Below are 22,791 nucleotides of genomic sequence, written 5' to 3' on the forward strand. Positions count from 1 at the left end.
TCAGAGGCTGGCAGGCAGGGGAGTGCAGGCGGCAGTCGGGTTTAACATAATCTTCTTTTGCGCAAGGGCCAGAACCTGCGGGTGATGGGTCACAATCAGCATCATCCGCCCTGCCCCCAACTGCCGCAGCCCCGCAATCACCTGTGCCTGCGTGGCGCGGTCCAGCCCTTCGGTCGGCTCGTCCAGCAGCAGCAGCGGGGCCTCTTGCAGCGCCGCCCGTGCCACGGCAAGCCGCCGCGCCTGCCCCCCCGAAAGCCGCGCCCCCAGCTCGCCCAGACGGGTCGCAAGCCCCTGCGGCATCGCTGCCACCTCGGCCCGCAGCGCCGCCAGATCAAGCGCGTTCCAAAGCGCCTCGTCACTGGCCCCGGGCTGCGCCAGCCGCAGGTTTTCGGCAATCGTGCCGTTAAACAGATGCACATGCTGGTCCACCACCGCAATCCCGCCACGCAGATCGGCATCGGACAGCGCCCGCAGATCCACCCCCGAAAGCGAGATCGCCCCCTCGGACGGGTCCCAGAACCGCTGCACCAGATTCAGCACCGTCGTCTTGCCCGCCCCGCTTGGCCCCGTCAGCGCAAGGCTCTGGCCCGGGACAAGCCGCAGGCTGAGATCACGGATCACCTCCGGCCCGCCGGGATAGGCGAAAGACACATGATCCAGCACCAGTTCCGGCGCGCGCGGAGGTCTGGGATGGGGCGTCTCGAGAACTTCGGGCGGCTGGTCGGCCAATTCGAAAATGCGCCGCGCCGAAGCCATCGTGCTGTCCCAATGCGCCACAGCCGCCGGAAGCCCCGCAACGGTTTCCATCGCCGCCATCACCGCCAGAACCAGCATCGCCATCTCCGGCCCCGACAGGGTGTGGCTGCTGACCTGCGGGATCAGCAGCACCAGCGCGCCCAGCACCATCCCCTGACCGACAAGGCTGCCCAAGGCGGTGAAGACCGCGCCCAGCCATGCCTGCCTGCGCTGCGCCGCCACCATCCGCGCGGCGCAGGCCTGCACCAGCAGGACCTGCCGCTCCACCGCGCCAAACACCTGCAATTCGGCCAGGCCGCGGGTCAGATCGGCACTTTCGGCCTGTAGACGGGCACGGGCGCGCGTGATCCGCCCGCCGCTTTGGCGCAGGAACGCGCGCTGGATCAGCGGCACAAGCCCGCCCGCCACGCAAAGCCCCAGCGCCACCCAAAGCGCCAGCGGCCACCAGACCAGCCCGAGCCAGAGCACCACCGCCCCGCCCGCAACCAGCGCCGAAAGCACCGGCCCCAGAAGGCGCAGGTGGACATTTTCCAGCGCATCCACATCGCCCCGCAGTCGCGCCAGCAGATCCCCATGCCGCAGCCCCCGAAGACCGGCAGGGGCCAGCGGCACAAGGCGCGTATAAAGCCACGGGCGCAGCTTGGCGATCAGGGCCAGCGTCGCCTCATGGGTCACCAGCCGTTCCAGATAGCGCGCCCCCGCCCGCAGCAGCGCAAGGCCACGGATGGCCGCCGCCGGTGTGAAAAATTCCAGCGTCAACCGCCCCAGACCCGCAAGGGCCATCGAGGTGATGAACCATCCCGACACGGCCATCAGCGCCACATTCGACAGCATCACCGTTACCGAGAGCGCGACCCCAAACGCGATACGCCAGCGGAACGGTCTGCACAGATGTAACAGGCGCCACAGATCAGACATCACGCACCTCCTTCGGCGCCTCGAAGAAGGCCGCAGGCAGATCCTGTGGCAGATCCTGTGGTGGCCCGTCAAAGACCACCTTGCCCGCCTGCAGCATAATCAGATGATCGGCAAGCTGTGCGCAGGCGCGGTCATGGGTGATGATCAGGCGGGCCGCATCGGGCGTGGCCGCCAGAACGCTGCGCATCAGGGCCTGCGCGCCTTGCGCATCCAGCGCCGCCGTCGGTTCGTCAAGGATCAGAAGCGCGGGCGAGACAAGCAGGGCCCGCGCCATCGCCACCCGCCGGATCTGGCCGCCCGACAGGCCCGCCCCGCCTTCCCCCAGACGGGTGGCATAGCCCTCCGGCAGGGCAGAGATAAACCCGTGCGCCTGCGCGGCCCGTGCCGCAGCCTCGATCCGCGCCTGCGTCGCGGCGGGCTGGCCAAGCGCGATATTCTCGGCCAGCGTGCCCGCAAACAGGCGCGGCGTCTGGGGCAGCCAGCCGATACCCGCCCGCAAGTCCTGTGCGGCGATCGTCTGCCCGTCCAGCAGGATCTGCCCGCTGGAAGGCGATACTTGCCCCAGAAGCAGCCGCGCCAAGGTGGTTTTGCCCGCCCCGCTTGCGCCCATCACCGCAAGGCTCCGCCCGCGTTCGAGTGTGAAGGAGAGCGGCCCCACGCTGTCCCCATCGACATCGGTGCTGGCAGAGCGGTCGGCATGGGTAAAGCTCAACGCCTCCACCCGCAGCATCCGCCAGTCGCGCGCGGCGATCCCTGCGGCGGCGGGCTGATCGGGGCCGATCAGCGCCATCATCGCCTCGCCCGCACCGATGGCCGCCATACGTGCATGATAGTGCTGGCCCATCTCGCGCAGCGGGCGGAAGAATTCGGGCGCGACCAGCAACGCGAACAGCCCCGGCAAAAAGGTAAGATCGCCGTAATACAGGCGGAACCCCACATAGACCGCCACCATCGCCACCGCGATGGTCGAAAAGAATTCCAGCACCAGCGAGGACAGGAACGCCAGACGCAGCACTTTCATCGTGGCGCTGCGATAGCCTTCCGACATGGCCGCAACCAGCGCCGCCTCGCGCCGCGCCGCGCCAAGCTGGCGCAGGGTCACCAGCCCCGCGATACGGTCGAACAGATGCGCCCCCATCACCATCAGGCGCTGCCATTGGCGACGGTTGAGCGCCTCGGCCCCCTTGCCGACCACAATCATGAAGACAGGAATGACGGGAGCGGTCACCGCAAGGATCAGCGCGGTGACCCAGTCGAAGGGGATCACGCAGACCAGCACCAGCACAGGGATCAGAGCCGCAACAAGACGCTGGGGCAGGAAGGCCGCGAAATAGTCCTGAACCGCTTCAACCCCCTCGGACAGGATGCCCGCGACCTCGCCCGAAGGCGGCAGATCCTGCAGCCTCGCATGCCCGATCCGCTGCAGGATGATCCGCCGCAGATGCGCGCGGATCCTGCCCCCTGCCTCGAAGGCCAGCCCTTCACGCAAAACATCAAGAATGGCTCGTAACATTATGGAAATGATGAATAAGGATATATCGCCCTGCAAGGACGAAAGCGCGACCCCATCCACCACCACCGCCGCAATCATGCGGGCGGTGGCATAGGCCTGCAGCACCACCATCGCCCCCGAACCGACCGCTGCACAGACCGACAAGGCCGCCACGCTGCGCCCCGCCAGACCATGACGGCGCAGCCAGCCTTCGATGGGCCGGACGGCGTCCCCATGCAGGGGACGCGGGGCTTGCGGGCGGGCGGGCACAGACATGCGCGCTCAGTGGTGCTCGTAGGCGACCAGCTTGGAAATCCGCGCACGGAAGACCCAGATCTGGTACCAGTTATACATGATCATGACCGGCAGGAAGCCCCCCATTGTCATGGTGAAGGTGATCAGCGACACCTGCGGACTTGCCCCGTCGCGGATGGTCCACGTCCCCGGAACAAGCCAGGGATGCAGCGTGACCAGCATGCCCAGACCAAGGATCAGCACAGCGGCGTTATACCACAGGATCGCTGCCAGATCACGGTCGCGCAGCGTGTCGCGGCGGACCTGCTCGATGCACCACAGCGCGGCCAGCCCGAACAGCCCCCATGCCCAGAAATGCCGCCCGAACCACGCGTCGCGCGCCCAGTCGAAGAGCACCGCACTCCAGACCAGCGTGACCAGCACAGAGCCGATTGCCAGCCAGAAGATCACAGCCGTCCAGCGGGCCGCATCCTGCCGGATACGCTCGGTTTTCTCAAAACGCGCCCGCACGAAAAGCACCCCCGAAAGCGTGACCGCGACACAGGCGGCAATCCCCGTCCAGATCGAGAAAGCCGAGACGAAATTGAAGGCACCGCCCGCATAATAGGGCAGCTTTCCGGCCTCATGCACCAGCGGAAAGCCCTGCAGGACCGCCCCCACGCTCATGCCGCCGAAGAAGGTGACGGTCAGGCTGGACAGGCCGAACACCCAATCGGTGAAGCGCTGCCATTTCTCGGACGCGAGATGGCGGAATTCGATCGCAACCGCCCGCGACATCACCCCCCAGAGCACGAAGGCCAGAGGCACCATCAGATAATGGAACGCCGAGCCATAGACAAAGGGGAAGGTGCCGAAAAGGATGCCGCCCGCCACGATCAGCCATGTCTCGTTGGCATCCCACGTGCCCGCCATCGCCGCCATGATCGCGCCGCGCTCGTCATGGTCGCCCACCACAAGCCCGAAAATCCCTGCCCCCAGATCGGCCCCGTCCAGCACGATATAAAGAAGCATCGCAACCCCCAGACCAAGCCACCAGGCATTGGCAAGGAAATACTGCATGTCATCAAGTTGGGTCATCTCGTTTTTCTCCCCTCAAACCGGACGGATATATTCGGGACGTTTCGCATGCGGCCCTTCGGGCAGGTCCAGCTCGCCCAGCGTTTCCTCTCCGTCCCCCGCGACGGGGCTGGTCAGGTCGGGCCCGTTCCGGCAGACCTTCAGCAGATACCAGATCGTGCCCGCAATCACGGCGCATTCGAAAATGGCAAAGCCCGCAAACCAGAAGCTGGCCAGACCGACCGACAGGTTCGACATGCCATCCTCGACCCGCATCATCCCGTAGACAATCCACGGCTGACGCCCGATCTCGCGCGTCCACCACCCCGCAATGACCGCGATATACGGTAGCGAAACCATCGCGATACAGACCATCAGGAAGCGGCGCTGAAGCGGCGCATAGCTGGCACAGAGCTGACGACGGTAGCTCAGCCAGCCCCCCCAGAGCGCCACCGCCAGAATGGCCCCGCCAATCGCGACCATGATCCGGAAGCTGTAGAACGGCAGCACCACCGGCGGGCGCTCGTCTTCGGGGAAGGTATTCAACCCCTCGACCGCGCCATTCCACGTTTTGGTTTCAATCAGCGACAGCGCATGCGGGATCTTGATCGACCATGCCAGACCGGTGCCCTCCTTGTTGGGCCAGCCGATGACGTTCCACGCGGTATTGACGTTCCCATCGGCATCATAGGTGTCATACTGGCCCTCCATCGCCGCCAGCGCCGCCGGTTTATGCTCGAGCACATTCTCGCCCAGCAGATCGCCCAGATAGATCTGGCCCGCCGCCACAACGGCCAGCGCGACAAGGCTGTAACGCAGTGGACGGATGAACAGCTGGACCTCACGGCGCTTGAAGACGAACCATGCGCAGACTGCCACCACAAAACACAAAGACAGCTCGACCGCCGCCAGCAGCATATGCGGGAAAGCCGCGAAGACATTGGGATTGAACAGCGCGGCCAGCCAGTCGGTGACATGGAACATCCCGTCCTTGAACTCGATCCCGGTCGGGGTCTGCATCCAGCTATTGGCCACCAGAATCCACATCGCCGACAGCGTCGAGGACAGCGCCACATTGAATGTCGCAAACAGGTGCATCTTGCGGCTGATCTTACCCCAGCCAAAGATCATCAGACCGATAAAACCGGCCTCATACATGAACGCCGTGATGGTCTCATAGCCCAGCACCTGCCCGAAAAACGGCCCCGCAGCCTGTGAAAACGGCCCGTAAAGGATCCCGAAGGCCATTTCCATCGTCACGCCGGTGGCCACGCCCGCGCCGAAATTGACAATGAAGAGCTTCTCGAAAAAGCGGCACAGCCGGTACCAGCGTTCATCATTGGTACGGAACCATGCCAGTTCGAAACTGAACAGGATGATGGCAAGGCCGATCGTAAGCGGCGGAAACAGGATATGTACGGAAGAGATCAGCGCGAAATCCATCCGCGAGATCAGGACACTGAGTGGATCTGGTTGCATCGCAACGCCTTTTGTGCTGTGGCAGCGCCCATAGCCCTTGGCCGAGGCCGGAAAAAAGGCCCTCATGCCCGATATCAGGAAACAACGCCGCATTTGCTGACGCGCCCGTTCCTAAACCCGCAGCGCAAGGCGCGGCATTGGACAAATTGTCCAATGCTGAATACATCTTTTCGCGCGGCACATGTCGGGGTTTACGTTTTGTTAATAACAACTTGCCCGACGGTCTTCATGCAGGAAATGAACAGATATGCGCCTTGAAGGAAATCGGCGGGAATTCAGTAAAATAAAGATGTTTCAATGCACTATGGCAAAATCCTCATCTCAGGTTTTAACTGTAATTTAACCATTTCGCGTTGATCCCTCTCGCGGCAGAGAAACCAAAGGCCCCATACGTACACAAAAGCGCCAAGCGGATCACCTCCGCTTGACGCCAGCTAACCTGTCAGGGCCAATCCCGCTTTCCGTCCATGACTAGCGCGACAGGATCTCCTCGAAACGCTCTCTGGCGCGGCGCGGAATGGTGTCGGGCAGGGTCTGGGACAAGGGGTCGACCGTTTCCCCGACATCGATCACCATGACCATTCCCATCGCGTAGTGCGGCGTGCATTTGATGCCATAGCGCCCCGCCACATCAAAGCGCACGGTCTCTTCTTTCGAGAGCGGCCCCAGAAACGGGGTTGCGCCTTCGGGGAGCATTTCCTTGATCGAAGCCGCGTTATGGCCCTTTTGTGTGGGCACGAAATGCACGCTGTCGCCAAGGGCGATTGTCAGATGATCCGGCTCATAGACCATTGCCCCTCCCGCGCCGCGGTTCAGCATCTTGACCTCATGGGTCTCGGCCATCACGGCATCGGGCAATAGCAGCGCCGCCACCGCGATACATCCAATAATTGCACAATATTTCAATATACTATCCTCATAATGCCTGTATAAAATGCAGCAAGGGCCTGCCGTCCGGATCGCGGATATGCTGCGCCTCGACCCCGAAGCAGCCGCGCAGATGGTCCAGCGTCAGGACCTCGGACGGGGGGCCGATCGCGCGCAGTCGACCGTGCTCCAGCAAGGCGACCCTATCGCAGCCGAACGCCTGATTGAGATCATGCAGCGCGATCACCCGCGTCACCGGCAATGCCCGCACCAAGCCCATAAGAGCCAGTTGATGGCGGATATCCAGATGGTTTGTCGGCTCGTCCAGAAGCAGTAACTCGGGGGTCTGCGCCAATGCCCGCGCGATATGCACCCGCTGCCTCTCGCCCCCCGACAGGCTATGCCAGAGACGGTCCTCCATGCCCTGCATATCCAGCGCCGCCAAGGCCTTGGCCACATGCGCGTCGTCCTGCGCGGTCCAGCCCCGCAAGGGCGACAGAAAGGGGATGCGTCCCAATTCGACCGCTTCGCGCACCCGCAGACGGTCAGTGGTTTCGGCCTGCTGTTCGACAAAGGCGATCCTCTGCGCCCGCGCCCGTGCCGAGATCCTGTGCAATGGCACTCCGCCAAAACGGATCTCGCCCGAGGCGGGTTTGCCCAAGCCCGCCATAAGCCGCATCAGGGTGGATTTCCCCGACCCGTTCGGGCCGATCAGACCCAGACATTCCCCCGGCTCCAGTTGCAGGGTGATCGCGTGCAGCAGCGGCGTGCGATGCGCCTTGGCGCAAACATTCTCGAGATGCAGGACCATCAGCGCGCGCCCCGCATCAGGATTAGGGCAAAGGCCGGTGCCCCGACCAGCGCTGTCACCACACCGATGGGCAGCACCTGCCCCGGAACGATGATGCGGGCCAGAATATCCGCCGCCACCAGAAACACCGCCCCCGCCAGCGCCGAGGCCGGCACAAGGCGCTGGTGGCGGGTGCCGACCAGAAAGCGCATCGCATGCGGAACCACCAGACCGACAAAGCCGATCGCCCCTACTTTGGCCACCAGAACCCCCACCATCACCGCTGTGACCGTGATCAGCAAGCCGCGTGTCCTGCGGATATCCACCCCCAACGAGGCCGCGCTCTCGGCACCGAAGGTAAAGGCATCCAGTGCACGCCGGTACCAAAGGCACAGCCCGACGCCCAGACAGGTCACAAAGACCGCCGGGGCCACGTCCTCCCAGCGCACGCCCGACAGATTGCCCATCAGCCAGAACATGATGCCGCGCGCCTGTTCGGCATTGGCAGAGCGGGCAATGATGAAGGCGGTGAGCGCGTTGAACATCTGGCTCCCCGCGATCCCCGCCAGAATGATGGCCGCCGCCCCCTGATTGCCGCGCCCGCCGCCCGGAATGGCATGGGCCAGCGCCACCACCGCCCCGAAGGCGGCCAGCGCCCCGACCAATGCCCCCGCAGACATCGACACGGCGCCCGCGCCGATACCCGCCACGCTGACAAGCACCGCACCGGTCGAAGCCCCTGCCGAAAGCCCCATCAGATAGGGATCGGCCAGAGGGTTCCGCAAAAGCGCCTGCAAGACCACCCCCGTCAAGGCCAGCCCCGCCCCGCAACTGGCGGCGACAATGGCGCGGGGCAGACGGTAGCTCCAGATGATACCGGCATCGATGCGGTCCAGCGGATAGCCCGCCTGCCACAGATGATTGGCCAGAACCTTATAGACGGTGGCCAGCGGTAGGCGGGTCTCGCCAATGGCCGCCCCTGTCAGCACAGTGCCCGCAAGGACCAGCGCGATGCCCCCCCAGACCATCCAAGGCGCGGCGGAGGCGCTCATTCGAAGGTCATATCCGAAAGCGCTTGCGACAGGCTGTCGAGCCCGTAGATGCTGCGCATGGTCGCGCTCATCGCATGGGCATCCATGACCACGATATGCCCCTCCCGCACGGCTTTCATCTGGCTTGCCACAGGGTCGGTCTTCAGAAAGTCCATCTTGGCCGCGACATCATCGGCGGGGAAGCGGCGCCGGTCCATTTTGGCGATCACGATCACATCCGGATCCGCTTTGGCAATGGTCTCCCAGCCGACGGTAGGCCATTCCTCGTCCGACTCGATCACATTACGGATGCCAAGTTTACCCATCATATAGCCCGGCGCACCAAGACGACCGGCCACATAGGGGTCCAGCTCCAGATCCGCCGAGGAGAACCAGAAAACGGCCGACAGACCTTCAGGCAGGTCCAGCGCCTGCGCGCGCGCCACGGCTTGGGCCTCTGTCGCCTGCAACGCCGATACCAATGTCCGGCCTGCGGGCTGCACGTTGAAAATCTCGGCAAGCTGGGTGATCCCTTTATAGACCTGCTCGGGGGCAAAGGCCCCGACCCGCGTGCCGTCGCCACCGGTCGAATTGTCCTTGGTGTCGCAATCGGCGGGCATGATATAGGTGTTGACCCCGACATCGTCGAACATCTCGCGCGTGCCGACAATACCGCTCGGCCCGACATGCCATTCATATTGCACCGCAACAAGATCCGGCTTCTGCGCCAGAACACTCTCGAAACTGGGATCGTTATCGGCCAGACGCGGGATCGTCGCATTGACATCGGCAAATTGCGGCAGCACCGGATTGAACCACACCGAGGTGCCCTTGACCTTTCCTGCCAGCCCCAGCGAATAGAGGATCTCGGTCGCCGACTGTCCGATCGTCACCGCGCGTTCCGGTGCCGCCTCGATCGTGAGGCGTTTGCCGCAATTTTCCAGCACCAGCGGATACTGCGTAGCCCCCGTCTGTGCTGGCGTTTGCGCCCAAAGCGGCGTGCTGCCCAAAAGCAGTGCCAGACCGGCCGGTAAAATCAATCTCATATGCCCAATTCCTTCAGAAGGACCGGAAAGCACCATATGGGATGACGGATCCGCCGCCCCGCAGGGCGAAGGGAGACAACCCACCGACACACCCCGTCCGGTTTGAAAATCCGATGTCGGCAGGTCTCCTGACTGGCGCCTCATCGCCAGACCGCCCTTCCCAAAGCAGTCAATGCCTGCCTCAGTGGATTCCGGTCCGGCTCTTCGCCTACAGTTGCGGGGGCAGTTCCGGTTCCCGTGGTCCCACGGGGCGGATTCCCTATTATATCCTCTCGGATACCGACGCGATGTGTTTGTCATCCCCGCGCCCCGAGGTCAAGCGGCCAAAGCCCCCAACTGCGCAATGCCGCTCTCTGCACGCCAAATGCCGAAAGGAGCCGCCCGCAAGGGGCGCTTGCGCGCAATCCGCCCCGAACCGCCAGCTGTTGCACCAAGGCCAGCCCGACCCTCCCAGTCCCTGCGCGACAGTTTTGCCCATTTAATTCCCCGCGCTTGCAGCCTAAAATGGCAGCAAGACTGCCTAAAGCCTAAAGGGAGCATTCCGCGCATGGCCTCGCCGCTTTTTACCGGACCGGAGAATGGCAGGCCGCCGTCTCCCGCCGCCCATCGTTCGCTGATCTACCGTATGGCGCGGCGGCTCGAGGGATATTCCATCGGCATGGTGCCGGAATTCATTGGTGTCGCCGAAGGGTTGCGCGCCTCGCTGGCCTTTGCGGTGATGGTGCTGACCGCCGCCGCCAGCGGCGAGCCGAAGCTGCTTTGGGCGGCATTCGCAGCGTTCTGGGTCTGCCTCTGCGATCCGGGCGGGCGCGACCGGACCCGCATCCGCGCAATGGGCGCCTTCGTGACCGCCGGAACCCTTGCCGCCTTTCTCGGTGCGGCCAGCGCGGGGCTTGGCCCGCTTTATGCCAGCCTGACGCTGATCCCGCTGATCTTCCTGCCGGCATTGGGCGGCATCTTCGGACCAAGCGGGGCCCAATCGGGCACGCTCATCTGTGTGGTGGGCGGGGTCGCCGTCGGGTTTCCCAATGATCCGGTCGCCTCGCTCCATCTGGCGGGGGCGTTCCTCGTGGGCGGGATCTGGGCGCTGGTGTTCAGTTTCTGGATCTGGAAACTGCGTTCGCAGGGGCCGGCACGGCGCGCGATCGCTTCGGTCTTCACCCGTCTGGCCGAGATGAACAGCGCCATGGCCGCACGTCTGGGCCGCGAAGAGATCCTCGGGGCGGCAGAACCCGAATACCGTCGCGCGCTGCGGGCCGCCATCGAACGCGCGCGCGGCACGATCCTTGGTCTGGGCAATGGCCATACCCAGTTCATGGCAGAACTGGGCAGCGCCGACCGGATCTTTGCGTCCATGATTGCCCTTGACCATATGCTCAGCGATCCGTTGAGCCCCGAGGAAGAAGCCCCCCTTCGCGAACAGTTGGCCCGTATCGGCGCCCTGCTCAGCGAGGCGCAGATGCAATCCATGACCCGCCATCCCCATCCCGAGCGGCTGGTCTGGGAAGCCGAAGATCTTGCCCGCGCTGCCGACCGCGCCGGTGCGCGCAGTCAGGCCGTGGTGCGCAATCTGGCCGAAGCCTTCCTGCGTTTTGCCGAACATCTGCGCGGCGAGAGCCTGTCGGGCAGCGCGCCGCAGCAGGACGGCACGCCGCGCCCAAGCTGGCGGCAGATCCCCGATGCGACCTTGCGCCATGCCCTGCGTCTGACGGTGGCAGTGGTGGTGACCTATCTGGTCTGTGTGGCGCTGGAGATGAAGTATTTCTACTGGGCCACGATGGCCACCATTGTGGTGCTACAGCCCGCGCTCTCGACCACATGGCCGCGCATGCTGGAACGGGTGCTCGGCTCGATTACGGGGGGGCTTTTTGCCGCTGGCCTGTTGGCCCTGTCGCCGGGGCAACTGCCCCTTCTGGCCGTCATTATCCCGACATCCGCAATCACCATCGCGTTCAAACGGGTCAATTATACAATCTTCACCATCGGGGTCAGCGCGCTCTTCGTGCTGGTGACCGAGCTGGTCATGCCCAATCACGGCATTGCCCTCTCGCGGGCGCTGGACAATATTCTGGGGTCGGTCATCGCCTTTGTCGTTGGGGCGACCCTCTGGCCCGGACGCGCCGAGCCGCATTTCCGCGATATTCTGGCGCAGGCCGTGCAGGCGAATATGGATTATGCCGCCGCCGCCGTGGGCAGCACGAGCCTGCCCGAGCCGGTCGATGCGCTGCGTCGTCAGGCCGGACTGGAAAGCACCAATGCCGAGACCATCCGCCAGCGCAAGCTGATGGAAGGGCGGCGCGGTGCCGACCAGTTGAACGCGGCGGGCGATGTTCTGGGGGCATTGCGGGTGCTGGCGGGGGCGGTGACCACCCATGCGCTGATCTCGCCCGAAGCCGATCCCGAGAAAGAGCATCTGCTCCGGCAGACCGCGCAGTCTTTCGCCGATGCCATCCGCCATGCGGGCGATGCCTCCCTGCCCGCTTTGCCCGCGCAGACCTCGCCCACGGACCTGCGCAAGGCGCTTGAGTTGCTGCAAAACCGGCTTGACCTCTATCTGAAAGCCTGAGCGGCGCCTTTTTGCTAGGCAAACGTCCGACCCTCTCCCTGCAAATCCGGCGATCACGCCGGATTTCTCTCGCCATCGGCCCGCCGGAGGCGAAGATACGCCCGAGAAACCGTGGATATCTGGGGCAAGGACGATGAAAATTCTGGTGATCGGGGCAGGTGTGATCGGCACGACCAGCGCATGGGCGCTGCAAGAGCAAGGCCATGATGTCTGCCTGATCGAGCGCCAAAGCACCGCCGCCGAGGGCACATCCCACGCCAATGCGGGGATGATCACCCCCGGCTATACCGCGCCCTGGCCCGCCCCCAAAATCTGGCGCAAACTGCCCAGACGGCTGTTACAGACCCACACGCCTTTCGCGATATCCCCCCCTCTGTCGCGCCGTGATCTGCGCTGGATGCTGGCCAGCCTGCGCCAGTGCCGCGCAAAATGCTACACGGCCAATATTCAGGCCATGATGGCCCTGTCGGTCTATAGTCAGGCGATGATGGCCCGCCTTCGCGACACTGTGCCACTGCACTATGCACAGCGCTTTGGCGGGACCTTACAACTGTTCCGCCATCCCGTCAGCCTGACGGATCTGCGCCTGCATACCGACTATCTGGATCAGCGCGAGATCCCCTATGAGGTGCTGGACCGCGCGGGCTGCCTTGCCAGGGAACCGGGGCTGGAACGGGCCGCAACACCGCCCGTCAGCGGGCTTTACATGCCGCAGGACGAAACCGGTGACTGCTGCCTTTTCACCAGACAGCTTGCCGCCGCCTTTGTCGCACGGGGCGGCGAGATCCGCTATGACACCCCTGTTTCCGGCCTTCTGGTGGAAAACGGCCATGTGAGAGGAGCGCTGGACCAACAGGGCGAGGCGCTGCGCGCCGAACGGGTGGTGCTCTGCACCGGTCACGAAACACCAGCCCTGCTGGCCCCGCTGGGGCTGGACCTGCCGATTGCCGCGCTCAAGGGCTATTCGATGACGGTGCCGCTGCGCATACCTGCCTACGGGCCGCAATCCACCGTGCTGGATGACACCTATAAAGTGGCGCTGACACGGCTGGAGAACACGATCCGCGTGGGGGGCATCGCCGAGATTGCAGGCGGGCGACAAGAGCTGACCCGACGCCATCTGGAAACCCTGCGCCTGTCGCTGGCAAGCCTGTTCCCCGACAGCTATGTGGCCGAAGAGGCGCAATTCTGGGCCGGTCAGCGCCCCACCACACCGACCAATCTGCCGTTCATCGCAGAGACCGCCCTTGCGGGGCTTTATGTCAATGCCGGTCACGGGACGTTCGGCTGGACAATGGCCGCAGGCGCGGCGGCTTTGCTGGCCGATCTGGTCAGCGGCACCCCGAGCCCGATTTCCGCAGCCCCCTACAGGGTGCGAAAATAATCGTTGCACCGCTTGCGCCCCGATAGCGGGCCGACGTAAATTATCCGGCAGGTTCTGGACTGCTTTCATACGGAAAACCATCTTGCCCCAACGCGCCGCTTCCCCGTTTTTTGTGGTCTTCACACTGACCTGCGCCGGATTTCTGTCCGGATGCGGGCTTGGCCATCGGGCCACGCCGGAGGAATGCATGGAACGCGCCATGTATTTCGAATCCAACCGCTCCAGCCGCGATGGCATGGTGGCCGTGGGCAGCGTGGTGATGAACCGTGTGAAGTCACCGGATTTCCCGAACACCGTCTGCGGTGTCGTCAGCCAGAAAAACCAGTTTGCCCGCGGGATCATGTCGCGCAAGATGGACACCCGCTCGGCCCCCTATCTGCGCGAGGCCGCCCGCGCCGTGCTGCGCGGAGAGCGTCACCCCTATATCCAGAACGCGCAATATTTCCATACCGCCAGCTATCGCGCCTCTTATAACAATATCGATTATGTGCTGACCACCGGCGGCAATGCCTTCTATCAAAAACGCCGTCCGGAAAACGTTGTGAATGCCAGCCCGCTGCCGCCTTTGGAAGGCATAACCGGCTATTGAGACCCTAAAGCGGCGGGGGCGGCCCTAGGCCAGCCCAACCACCCGCCCCTTACGGGCCTCGATTTCCCGATACAGCAGCTCGGCAAGGTTTTTGTTGGCGACGGTTTCGATGCCCTGAAATCCCGGCGAGGAATTGACCTCCAGCACTTTCGGCCCGTCTTTCGCCCGCAACAGGTCAACCCCCGCGATACCCAGCCCGAAGCTGCGCGCCGCCTTGACCGCCATCCGCCTTTCCTGCGTGGTGATCTTCACCGCCTCGCCGGTGCCGCCCTGATGCAGGTTGGAGCGGAAATCCCCCTCGGCCCCCTTGCGCTTCATCGCGGCGACAACCTTGCCCCCGATCACCAGACAGCGGATGTCTTCCCCTGCGGCTTCGCGCACGAAATGCTGCACCAGAAAATTCGCCTTCAGGCCGCGAAACGCCGAAATCACGCTTTCCGCCGCTTTGCGGGTCTCGGCCAGAACGACCCCCTTGCCCTGCGTCGATGCCAGAAGCTTCACGATCAGCGGCGCGCCGCCCACCAGCTCGATCAGATTCGTCGTGTCCTTGGGCGAGGCCGCAAAGGCCGTATCGGGCATGCCGATCCCCGCGCTTGCCAGTATCTGATGCGCCCAGAGCTTGTCGCGCGAGGCCATGATCCCGTGAGACCCGTTCACGCAATAGGTGCCCAGGGTTTCGAACTGCCGCAGAACGGCAGCGCCGTAAGGAGTAATCGTGGCCCCGATCCGCGGGATCACCACATCATAGCGGGGCAGCTTGCGCCCGTCATAGTAGATTTCCGGTGCCAGCGTGTTGATCGCCATATAGCAGCGCGTCGTGTCGATCGCATCGACCTTATGGCCCCGCGCGCGTCCCTCATCCACCAGACGCTGGGTCGTATAATTGTCTTCGCGGGTCAGGATGGCGATGCGCAGGCTGGGGCGGCTTTGCGCATCGGCGGCCAGCGTCTCATAGACGGCATAGTTCAATTCGGGTTGTAGACGGCGCACGGCAGGCAGCACCGTCACATGATCGCGCAGGGCCTGACGGCCCAGCAACATCCGGCTGGCCATTGTGCTACGATCGGTCAGCGTGATCTCGATCGGCCAGCTTTCGCCATCCACCGCCACCGTGGTGCCGATGACATAGCGCTGCTCGGTCTCGCCATTGGAAGACGTCACCTCGCGCCGGTCCAGTAGCGGTGTCTCGCAGCGGATGGCAATCGCGTCATTATCGGGCACCGGATGCAGGGTAAACTGCACCAACGGCGCGTCTGCCGGACCGCTCAGCGTAATCTCCGATGCGTGCAAGGCAGAGGTGCGCGCGCCCGTATCCACCTTGGCGAGAATGGCCGACACACCGAGATCGGGCAGCGACAGCCATTCTTCCCACCCCATTTGCAACGGCGTCTTTGCCATCAGCCAACCCTTTCGCGCATTTTGTGAAAACATGCCACAGGGAGGAAGACGCCCGTATGACAAAAGAGGCCATCCTCGAACAGCCTCTTCCGCGCCGCCTCTAGCGATCAATCAGGCGCAACGCAAGAGCCCCGCACCACACGATCCTGCGCCTCACAGGCGCGTTCCCCCTTAGTGCAAGAGCTTCGACCCCGTGCGCGCAAGCGGCGTCTCCGAGGCGCCGGACCAGCCTGCCGTCCGTGCCGCCGCCCCCTGTATCAGCTCTTCGACCCGCACCCAAAGATCCAGCAGATCCTCCATCTGCTGCGAGAGGGTCTCTTTCTCTTCGGCGCGCGCTGCATTTTCATGGATCTTCAGAAGCTTGTGCAGCTTTTGCAGGCCCAGAATCCCTGCCGATCCCGCCAGCTGATGGGCCACGCCCGCATAGGCCTCCAGATCACCATACATCAGATGTTGCTGCAAAGCCGAAATCCGTCTGCGCCCTTCCTGCAGGAACGCCTCCTGCAAGGTGGCAAATTCGGCAGGGCCATACATTTCCAGCAAATCGTCACGCGTGGATTGATCGACAAACTCGTCCCCCGGCGTTCCGGCCTGTGCAGAAGGGCGATGATGGGCCTGCAACAAACGGTTCAGCGCCGCACGATTGATCGGCTTGCACACGACATCGTCACAACCCGCAGCCTGCAGATCCGCTGCGGCCTCGCGCGAGATATTCGCCGTGACCGCAACGATGGTCGTATCGCTATTGGGCCCCTCGCCCGCGCGGATGATACGGGTGGCCTGCATCCCGTCCAGCACCGGCATATTGAGATCCATCAGGATCAGATCGAATTTCTGCTTGCGCGCGGCATCCACCCCGTCTTGCCCGTCAATCGCCATTGTAACACGGTGCTGGCCCTGCAAAAGCATCTGGCGAAGAACCTCGCGGTTAAGCGCGTTATCCTCCACAATCAGAATGTCGCGCGGCGGCACCGGCGGCGGCGGGGCGGCGTCTTTGGCCTGATGGTCAGCAGAGTGGCGCACAATCGCACAGGGCGCAGGCAGCGAGAACCAGAACACCGTGCCCTCCCCCGGCTCGCTCTCCACGCGGATCTCGCCACCCATCGCTTTCAACAGCCGCCGCACGATGCCGAGGCCAAGCCCCGTGCCCGAAATATCCTGCGCGCCCACCGGCAGGATCGACACGAAATCGTCGAAAATCCGCTCTTGGTCGGCGCGCGAAATGCCGATACCACTGTCGATAACGCGAATTTCCAGCGACTGCCCCGCCATCGCATATTCCAGCTCGATCTGGACCACCCCGTTGCGGGTGAACTTGATCCCGTTCCCGATGATGTTCATCAACACCTGCCGCAGGCGGGCCGGATCCCCGATCACCGCCTTCGGAATCGAATTCGTCGCCTCGACCGAAAGGCTATTGCCGCGCCCTGTCGCAGCCGGTCGCAAGGTCGTGGCCACATCAACAACCAAGGAATAAGGGTCGAAATCGATCTTCGCTAGTTCCAGCTTGCCGGCATCCAGCCGCTCGACATCCAGCACATCATTCACATGATGCAGAAGGGATTTCCCCGCAAACTCCATCGCCTCGACAAAAGACGCCTGTCGCTCATCCAACTGGGTATCGCGGATCAGCTCGAGTGATCCGAGCAACCCATTCAAAGGGGTACGCAGCTCGTGGCTCATCACCGAAACAAAGCGCGATTTTTCACGTTCGCCCGCCAGCGCACGATCCCGCGCGGCAATCAGCTCGGCATTGGCCGCCACCCTACGGGAAATATCCCGCAGATAGATCACGCGGAGCTTCCCCGAATGGACCTGCGCCTCGCGCATTGACAGTTCTGCCGGAAACTCATCGCCATTGGCGCGTTTGGCCTGAAGTTCCAAAAGCCCCCTGCGCGGCTGCAGATCCTCGGGCAAAACCACGAATTCCTCCAGACTTGCCCCAATCGCCTCGCCTTTGCTACAGCCCAGAATACTTTCCGCCGCCCCGTTGAACTCGAGAATGCGCGACTGTTCATCGGCCACAATCACCGCATCGACCGAAGCATTCACCACCGCGGTGATCCTCGTCATGGCATCGCGCAGCGACACGGCCTTTTGCTGCCCGAACCGCCACAAGATCCACAAGGCCACGGCACTGACCGCCAAAATCGCGAAAAGTACCAGCGTCATCACCGCCAGTTTGACAAGCGCCGCAAAAACAAGCTCGCGCTGGTCCTTGATCTGCTCGGAAAAAATCGCAAGCCCCGTCAGCGCCAAGGCCCGCAGATCTCCTTCGGCAGACCGCGCCTCGCTTTCGATCTGCGCTTTCATCTGCGTGGTGAAGGGCTGCTGCGCATCAAGACGGGCGGCGGTATGGTCCAGAAAAAGCTGGATCGACGCCAAGGGCTTGGCCCCGCCCTCATTCCGTAATATGGCGCGGAATCCCGACCCTTCCGACACCGTCTGGATGCGACTGTAGAAGATATCGAACCGTCGTCCGAACTCATCGACAGAGTCAGGGTCATCCGGCTGCGCGGACAGAAGTGCCAGACGCATCCGGTCATATTCGACCTCGATCTGCGACAGGGTCCATTGCGGACTGTCCGAATTGGCACTGGCGAGCGTGTCGATTTCCAACGCGACCTGCCGCGCGTTCCGCGTAATCCCGAAAATCGCCAGCGCCACAAAGATCAGCAGCCCGAAGGCCGCAATCGAGCGGTTTCGCCGTGTCACATCGCGGATGAACCGATGACTCATAGCCGTTCAGATCCTTATTGCAGGATCTCGATTTTCACGACCTGCCAGATGCTGCGCGAATAGACGACCTCGTTGCGCAGATCTTCGTCGGAATCAAAGGGGTAAACCAGCCAGAGTGGCCCTTTGTCACGTACGGACATGACCGACCCGTTGCGTTCATAGGCCAGAAGAGCCTCATGTTGACGCAAATCGGACACCGGCACGGTCACCGAGTAATCATTGACCGCCGTCAGCTTCACCGATCCGCCCGTCACATGGAAGGCGGCAAGGAAATCCGCCATGTAAATCCCCGTAAAGGCTTGCGGGCCTTGGGTCCATGTGGTGGTTGTGGTGAAGCTTGCGGCTGGCAGAGCCTTCAGCGCAGCCATATCCATCTGCACCGGCGCGTCGTGATCGGGCGCGCCAAGCACCGTCAGAACGGTCTGTGCCGCGTGGCTGGGAAGCGGGGTCAGCGCGGAGGCGATGACAAGAGCAAGAATGGCAAGGGCAGACTTCAGGTAGCGCACGGGCCTACTCCGGTTGAAAACGGGACGCGCCGCAGATCGGCGCAAGAGATGCACAATCAATAGAGGGCAACTCTTAATTCATTGGTAATGACGGCCTCTTTCCGGTCTGTGCAGCCAGTGAGTGGTCTCTGCGCTTATGCTGCCCCGCCTGCGGGGTTTTCCTTTTATAATTCAGCCCCTAGCTTGAGACCCATGTTGAAAACCGCAGCTGCAGGACAGGCATCGTGACATCAAACTATATCCCACCCAAAATCTGGTCCGCCCCCGAAGAAACCGGCGGACGGTTTGGCGCCATCAATCAACCTACGGCAGGGGCGCGATTCGAAAAGGCTCTCCCCAAAGGTGAGCATGCTTTGCAGCTTTACTCTCTGGGCACCCCGAACGGCCAGAAGGTCACCATTCTTCTTGAAGAGCTGCTGGCCGCAGGTCACGATGCAGAATACGATGCATGGCTGATCGAAATCATGAAGCTCGACCAGTTCGGCTCGGGCTTTGTTGAAATCAATCCCAATTCGAAAATTCCGGCGATGGTCGATCATGGCACCCCCGAGCCGGTGCGTGTGTTCGAATCCGGTTCGATCCTGATGTACCTCGCCGAAAAATTCGGCGCCTTCCTGCCTGCTTCGGGCGCCGCCCGCACCGAGGTGATGAACTGGCTGTTCTGGCAGATGGGCTCGGCCCCGTTCTTGGGCGGAGGCTTTGGGCATTTCTATGCCTATGCGCCAGAAAAGCTGGAATATCCGATCAACCGTTACGCTATGGAGGTCAAACGCCAGCTGGATGTGCTGGACCGCACGCTGGCCGAGCGTCCCTTTATTGCGGGGGATGACTATTCCATCGCGGATATGGCGATCTACCCGTGGTATGGCGGGTTGGTCGAAGGCAAACGCTATGGCGACGCCGCGACCTTCCTACAGGTGCAGGACTACACGCATCTCGCGCGCTGGACCGCAGAAATGGCCGCCCGTCCGGCGGTTCAACGCGGCTGCCGTGTCAATTCTATGGGCGAGAACGGCGTACCGAACCGCCATAGCGCCGCCGATCTGGACTAAGTCAAACCGACCATGCGGCCCCAAACCGCATGGTCTTTTCACGACGCCCGAAGCTCTTTCGCTGATGGACGGTTTCGGCATTCGGCATAAGATGGAGGGGGATCGCGTGACGGTCTTCCTGCGGCGCGGGCTGTTGCCGCTTCCCTCATCCTATTCCGGCACGCTCACGGTCGTGTTTACCGGCGGGAGCTTTGACCATATCTCGGATATGGGCGGGTTCGGGCTGGATGCCCCATAAAAAAGGCCACATAAAAAGACCGGGGTCTCCCCCGGCCTGTTTGATTACCACGCGGTCAGAACCGTACCGTGATAGCTGTCTTGGATGAATTTCTTCACCTCATCCGAATGATAGGCTTTGATCAGCGTTTTTACCCAAGGCTGATCCTCGTCGCCCTTACGCACCACGATGATATTCACATAGGGGCTATCGGCTTTTTCCATCGCAATGGAATCCGTCTTCGGGTTCAGACCCGAGGCAATCGCGTAATTGGTGTTGATGATCGCGATATCGGTATCGGCCAGCGAGCGCGGCAGCTGGGCGGCGTCCAGTTCAAGGAAGGAGAGCTTCTTGGGGTTTTCCACCACATCCAGCGTCGAGGGCACAAGACCCGTTCCATCGGCCAGTTTGATCAGCCCGAGATCTTGCAGAAGCAGCAGCGCGCGGCCGCCATTGGTCGGATCGTTCGGGATGGCGACTTTCGCGCCATCCGCCAGATCTTTCATATCCTTGATCTTGTCGGAATAGATGCCCATCGGCGTGGTGATCGTATCGGCCACCGGCACAAGGTCAAAGCCGCGATCCTTGATCTGATTATCCAGATAGGGCTTGTGCTGGAAGGAGTTGGCCTGAATGTCGCCATCGGCCAGCGCCTGGTTCGGCACGACGTAATCCGAGAATTCGACGATATCGATATCAAGGCCCAGCGGCTCGGCGACCTTTTTGACCTCTTCCATGATCTCGGCATGTTCGCCCGGCGAGACACCAACCTTGATCTCTTCGGCCATGGCAGCCGCCGCCGAAAGCGCCAGCACAGAGGTGAGGGTAAGAATACGCAGCATGAGAAGGCTCCTTAACTGAGATTATTGTCCGCGGCTTTTCGGCGCGCGTTTATCCACCCGTGCGGCAATCCATTCGCCAATCGACTGGACCAGCTGCACGAGCACAATGAGAATGACGACCACCGCCAGCATGACCTCGGGCATGAAGCGCTGATAGCCATAGCGGATGCCCAGATCGCCCAGACCCTCGCCGCCGACCGCGCCCACCATGGCCGAATAGCCGATCAGTGACACCACCGCGAGCGTCAGCCCCAGCGTGATGGAAGGGGCGGCCTCGGGGATCAGCACCTTGCGGATGATCTGCATGGGCGTGGCACCCATCGACCGCGCGGCTTCGATCAGCCCGCCATCGACCTCGCGGATGGCGTTTTCGATCAGCCGCGCGATGAAGGGCACCGCCGCGATGGTTAGCGGCACGATGGCCGCCGTGGTGCCAATAGAGGTGCCTGCGATGAAACGGGTGAAGGGGATGATCGCCACCACCAGAATGATGAAAGGCACCGAGCGCGTGGCATTCACCACCAGCCCCAGCACCTTATTGACCAAAGGCGCCGAAAGCAGTTCGCCCTTTTGCGAGCAGGCAAGGAAGGTTCCCAAGGGCAGCCCGAAAACAGTGCCCAGAAGCGCCGAGATCGCCACCATATAAAGCGTCTGGCCGGTGGCCTCGATCAGCAGGTGGATAAGGTTAGCCGACATAGCCCAGAACCTCCGTCGTCAGATTGTGGCGCTCTAGGTAAGCCCGCGCCTCGGCCCCGCGCGCGGCGGGCAGCGAGACCAGAAGATTGCCGAAGGGCCGCCCGCTGATTTCCTCGACCGCGCCGGCAAGGATATTGACCGAGACGCCGAGATCGCGCCCCAGAAGCGCCAGCATCGGGTCGGTCGCATGTTGGCCCGCAAAGGTCACGCGGATCACCTCTTCGTTGCCCGTCGTTTCCTGCAGGCGAGAGGCCACGAAATCGGGCAGCGTCACGCCGGTCACCCCCGACAGGAAGCTGCGGGTCGTGGGATGCTGGGGCCGCACGAAAACATCATAGGTCTCGCCCGCTTCGACGATCCTGCCGCCATCGATCACCGCCACATGGCTGGCGATATCGCGCACAACGGCCATCTCATGGGTGATCAGCAGAACGGTCAGCCCCAGATCGCGGTTGATATCGCGCAGAAGCTGCAGAACGGTCTGGGTGGTCTCGGGGTCCAGCGCCGAGGTCGCCTCATCCGACAGCAGAACCTTCGGGTTGGTGGCCAGCGCCCGCGCGATCCCTACGCGCTGCTTCTGCCCACCCGATAGCTCGGCCGGATAGCGGTCGGCCTGCACGCCCAGACCCACGCGCTCGATCAACTCGGCCACGCGCGGCTTGATCTGGGCCTTGGGCACCCCCGCCACCTCGAGAGGCAGCGCGATATTGTCGCGCACCGTGCGCGAGGCCAGAAGGTTGAAATGCTGGAAGATCATGCCGACATCGCGACGGATCGCGCGCAGCGCGCCCCCGCGGGCCGCCCCCACATCATGGCCCGCAACCATCACCCGCCCCGAGCTCGGCACCTCAAGCCCGTTGACCATCCGCAGAAGCGTCGATTTCCCCGCGCCTGACCGCCCGATGATGCCGGTGATCGTCCCGGGCGTCACATCCAGAGACACCTCCGACAGCGCATCGAACCGACCCCCACCCGGCTTGGAGTAAGATTTGCTGACCGCCTCGAAACGGATCGCGGCCCCTTGGCCTGCGGCGGCACCCGAGGGGGAAAGATCGTCTGATATGCTCATCTTACTCGGGTCCATACGGTTTGAACGGTTGGTAAAGGATGCG

The 22,791-nt window shown here is 62.9% G+C and carries 19 protein-coding genes and 1 riboswitch; of the genes, 5 read left to right on the forward strand and 14 right to left on the reverse strand.

Annotated features, from left to right (window positions below; all coding sequences use genetic code 11):
• The 8 genes from cydC to AC2ISB_RS16910 form a co-directional block, all read right to left on the reverse strand.
• A complete protein-coding gene (gene cydC / locus AC2ISB_RS16875) occupies positions 1-1,674 on the reverse strand; it encodes a thiol reductant ABC exporter subunit CydC (RefSeq protein ID WP_486577069.1) in 1,674 nt (557 codons plus the stop codon).
• On the reverse strand, positions 1,667-3,442 hold the full coding sequence (gene cydD, locus AC2ISB_RS16880; RefSeq protein ID WP_486577070.1) for a thiol reductant ABC exporter subunit CydD: 1,776 nt from the start codon (positions 3,440-3,442) through the stop codon (positions 1,667-1,669). Before cydD ends, cydC begins: the two co-directional genes overlap by 8 nt.
• Before the next feature lie 6 nt (positions 3,443-3,448).
• Positions 3,449-4,498 (reverse strand): cytochrome d ubiquinol oxidase subunit II, encoded by a 1,050-nt coding sequence (locus AC2ISB_RS16885; RefSeq protein ID WP_330647000.1) that lies wholly within the window; start codon positions 4,496-4,498, stop codon positions 3,449-3,451.
• A gap of 15 nt (positions 4,499-4,513) precedes the next feature.
• Positions 4,514-5,956, reverse strand: coding sequence for a cytochrome ubiquinol oxidase subunit I (locus tag AC2ISB_RS16890; RefSeq protein WP_341485802.1), 1,443 nt, complete (start codon positions 5,954-5,956; stop codon positions 4,514-4,516).
• A 471-nt stretch (positions 5,957-6,427) separates the two neighbouring features.
• On the reverse strand, positions 6,428-6,862 hold the full coding sequence (locus tag AC2ISB_RS16895; protein WP_486577071.1) for a pseudoazurin: 435 nt from the start codon (positions 6,860-6,862) through the stop codon (positions 6,428-6,430).
• 10 nt (positions 6,863-6,872) lie between these two features.
• Positions 6,873-7,634, reverse strand: coding sequence for an ABC transporter ATP-binding protein (locus AC2ISB_RS16900; protein ID WP_486577072.1), 762 nt, complete (start codon positions 7,632-7,634; stop codon positions 6,873-6,875).
• Positions 7,634-8,641 (reverse strand): FecCD family ABC transporter permease, encoded by a 1,008-nt coding sequence (locus AC2ISB_RS16905; RefSeq protein WP_406721704.1) that lies wholly within the window; start codon positions 8,639-8,641, stop codon positions 7,634-7,636. Before AC2ISB_RS16905 ends, AC2ISB_RS16900 begins: the two co-directional genes overlap by 1 nt.
• A 20-nt stretch (positions 8,642-8,661) precedes the next feature.
• Positions 8,662-9,690, reverse strand: a complete 1,029-nt coding sequence (locus tag AC2ISB_RS16910; protein ID WP_486577073.1) for an ABC transporter substrate-binding protein — start codon at positions 9,688-9,690, stop codon at positions 8,662-8,664.
• Between the two features lie 101 nt (positions 9,691-9,791).
• A riboswitch (cobalamin riboswitch) is annotated at positions 9,792-9,989 on the reverse strand.
• A 248-nt stretch (positions 9,990-10,237) separates the two neighbouring features.
• Here AC2ISB_RS16910 and AC2ISB_RS16915 point away from each other — a divergent pair.
• The 3 genes from AC2ISB_RS16915 to AC2ISB_RS16925 all read left to right on the forward strand — a co-directional run bounded on the left by AC2ISB_RS16915 (position 10,238) and on the right by AC2ISB_RS16925 (position 14,229).
• Positions 10,238-12,256: an FUSC family protein gene (locus AC2ISB_RS16915; protein ID WP_486577074.1), complete on the forward strand. Its 2,019-nt coding sequence runs from the start codon at positions 10,238-10,240 to the stop codon at positions 12,254-12,256.
• A 133-nt stretch (positions 12,257-12,389) separates the two neighbouring features.
• A complete protein-coding gene (locus AC2ISB_RS16920; RefSeq protein ID WP_486577076.1) occupies positions 12,390-13,640 on the forward strand; it encodes a D-amino acid dehydrogenase in 1,251 nt (416 codons plus the stop codon).
• An 82-nt stretch (positions 13,641-13,722) separates the two neighbouring features.
• The gene (locus AC2ISB_RS16925; RefSeq protein ID WP_406737078.1) at positions 13,723-14,229 is read left to right on the forward strand and encodes a cell wall hydrolase; all 507 of its coding nucleotides are present in this window, start codon (positions 13,723-13,725) and stop codon (positions 14,227-14,229) included.
• Between the two features lie 24 nt (positions 14,230-14,253).
• Here the strand turns inward: AC2ISB_RS16925 and rimK are convergent, their stop codons facing one another.
• The 3 genes from rimK to AC2ISB_RS16940 form a co-directional block, all read right to left on the reverse strand.
• Positions 14,254-15,627: a 30S ribosomal protein S6--L-glutamate ligase gene (gene rimK, locus AC2ISB_RS16930; RefSeq protein WP_486577078.1), complete on the reverse strand. Its 1,374-nt coding sequence runs from the start codon at positions 15,625-15,627 to the stop codon at positions 14,254-14,256.
• Positions 15,628-15,798: 171 nt separating this feature from the next.
• Positions 15,799-18,366 carry an ATP-binding protein gene (locus AC2ISB_RS16935; protein WP_330646988.1) on the reverse strand — a complete coding sequence of 856 codons (2,568 nt, stop codon included), beginning with the start codon at positions 18,364-18,366 and terminating at the stop codon, positions 15,799-15,801.
• A gap of 14 nt (positions 18,367-18,380) precedes the next feature.
• Positions 18,381-18,872, reverse strand: coding sequence for a putative pterin-binding protein (locus AC2ISB_RS16940; RefSeq protein ID WP_486577079.1), 492 nt, complete (start codon positions 18,870-18,872; stop codon positions 18,381-18,383).
• A 221-nt stretch (positions 18,873-19,093) separates the two neighbouring features.
• Between AC2ISB_RS16940 and yghU the strand changes: the two genes are divergently transcribed.
• Positions 19,094-19,924, forward strand: a complete 831-nt coding sequence (gene yghU / locus AC2ISB_RS16945) for a glutathione-dependent disulfide-bond oxidoreductase (RefSeq protein ID WP_330647277.1) — start codon at positions 19,094-19,096, stop codon at positions 19,922-19,924.
• A gap of 64 nt (positions 19,925-19,988) precedes the next feature.
• On the forward strand, positions 19,989-20,162 hold the full coding sequence (locus AC2ISB_RS16950; protein WP_486577080.1) for a hypothetical protein: 174 nt from the start codon (positions 19,989-19,991) through the stop codon (positions 20,160-20,162).
• A 44-nt stretch (positions 20,163-20,206) separates the two neighbouring features.
• Here AC2ISB_RS16950 and AC2ISB_RS16955 read toward each other — a convergent pair whose 3' ends face one another.
• The 3 genes from AC2ISB_RS16955 to AC2ISB_RS16965 are packed head-to-tail and all read right to left on the reverse strand — an operon-like array spanning position 20,207 to position 22,748.
• Complete coding sequence (locus AC2ISB_RS16955) at positions 20,207-20,983, reverse strand: MetQ/NlpA family ABC transporter substrate-binding protein (protein WP_341485810.1); 777 nt, start codon at positions 20,981-20,983, stop codon at positions 20,207-20,209.
• A gap of 21 nt (positions 20,984-21,004) precedes the next feature.
• Positions 21,005-21,679 carry a methionine ABC transporter permease gene (locus AC2ISB_RS16960; RefSeq protein ID WP_330646983.1) on the reverse strand — a complete coding sequence of 225 codons (675 nt, stop codon included), beginning with the start codon at positions 21,677-21,679 and terminating at the stop codon, positions 21,005-21,007.
• The gene (locus tag AC2ISB_RS16965; protein WP_486577082.1) at positions 21,669-22,748 is read right to left on the reverse strand and encodes a methionine ABC transporter ATP-binding protein; all 1,080 of its coding nucleotides are present in this window, start codon (positions 22,746-22,748) and stop codon (positions 21,669-21,671) included. Before AC2ISB_RS16965 ends, AC2ISB_RS16960 begins: the two co-directional genes overlap by 11 nt.
• Between the last annotated feature and the right edge of the window lie 43 nt (positions 22,749-22,791).

The organism is Thioclava sp. NS-SX20, from assembly GCF_057380695.1.

Bases quoted from the DNA above. Each gene is read 5' to 3' on its own strand.
- cydD (WP_486577070.1), bottom strand. From the start codon at position 3,442: ATGTCTGTGCCCGCCCGCCCGCAAGCCCCGCGTCCCCTGCATGGGGAC.
- AC2ISB_RS16950 (WP_486577080.1), top strand. From the start codon at position 19,989: ATGGACGGTTTCGGCATTCGGCATAAGATGGAGGGGGATCGCGTGACG.
- AC2ISB_RS16920 (WP_486577076.1), top strand. From the start codon at position 12,390: ATGAAAATTCTGGTGATCGGGGCAGGTGTGATCGGCACGACCAGCGCA.
- AC2ISB_RS16915 (WP_486577074.1), top strand. From the start codon at position 10,238: ATGGCCTCGCCGCTTTTTACCGGACCGGAGAATGGCAGGCCGCCGTCT.
- rimK (WP_486577078.1), bottom strand. From the start codon at position 15,627: ATGGCAAAGACGCCGTTGCAAATGGGGTGGGAAGAATGGCTGTCGCTG.
- AC2ISB_RS16900 (WP_486577072.1), bottom strand. From the start codon at position 7,634: ATGGTCCTGCATCTCGAGAATGTTTGCGCCAAGGCGCATCGCACGCCG.
- AC2ISB_RS16905 (WP_406721704.1), bottom strand. From the start codon at position 8,641: ATGGTCTGGGGGGGCATCGCGCTGGTCCTTGCGGGCACTGTGCTGACA.
- AC2ISB_RS16885 (WP_330647000.1), bottom strand. From the start codon at position 4,498: ATGACCCAACTTGATGACATGCAGTATTTCCTTGCCAATGCCTGGTGG.
- AC2ISB_RS16960 (WP_330646983.1), bottom strand. From the start codon at position 21,679: ATGTCGGCTAACCTTATCCACCTGCTGATCGAGGCCACCGGCCAGACG.
- AC2ISB_RS16965 (WP_486577082.1), bottom strand. From the start codon at position 22,748: ATGAGCATATCAGACGATCTTTCCCCCTCGGGTGCCGCCGCAGGCCAA.
- AC2ISB_RS16890 (WP_341485802.1), bottom strand. From the start codon at position 5,956: ATGCAACCAGATCCACTCAGTGTCCTGATCTCGCGGATGGATTTCGCG.
- AC2ISB_RS16955 (WP_341485810.1), bottom strand. From the start codon at position 20,983: ATGCTGCGTATTCTTACCCTCACCTCTGTGCTGGCGCTTTCGGCGGCG.
- cydC (WP_486577069.1), bottom strand. From the start codon at position 1,674: ATGTCTGATCTGTGGCGCCTGTTACATCTGTGCAGACCGTTCCGCTGG.
- AC2ISB_RS16910 (WP_486577073.1), bottom strand. From the start codon at position 9,690: ATGAGATTGATTTTACCGGCCGGTCTGGCACTGCTTTTGGGCAGCACG.
- AC2ISB_RS16935 (WP_330646988.1), bottom strand. From the start codon at position 18,366: ATGAGTCATCGGTTCATCCGCGATGTGACACGGCGAAACCGCTCGATT.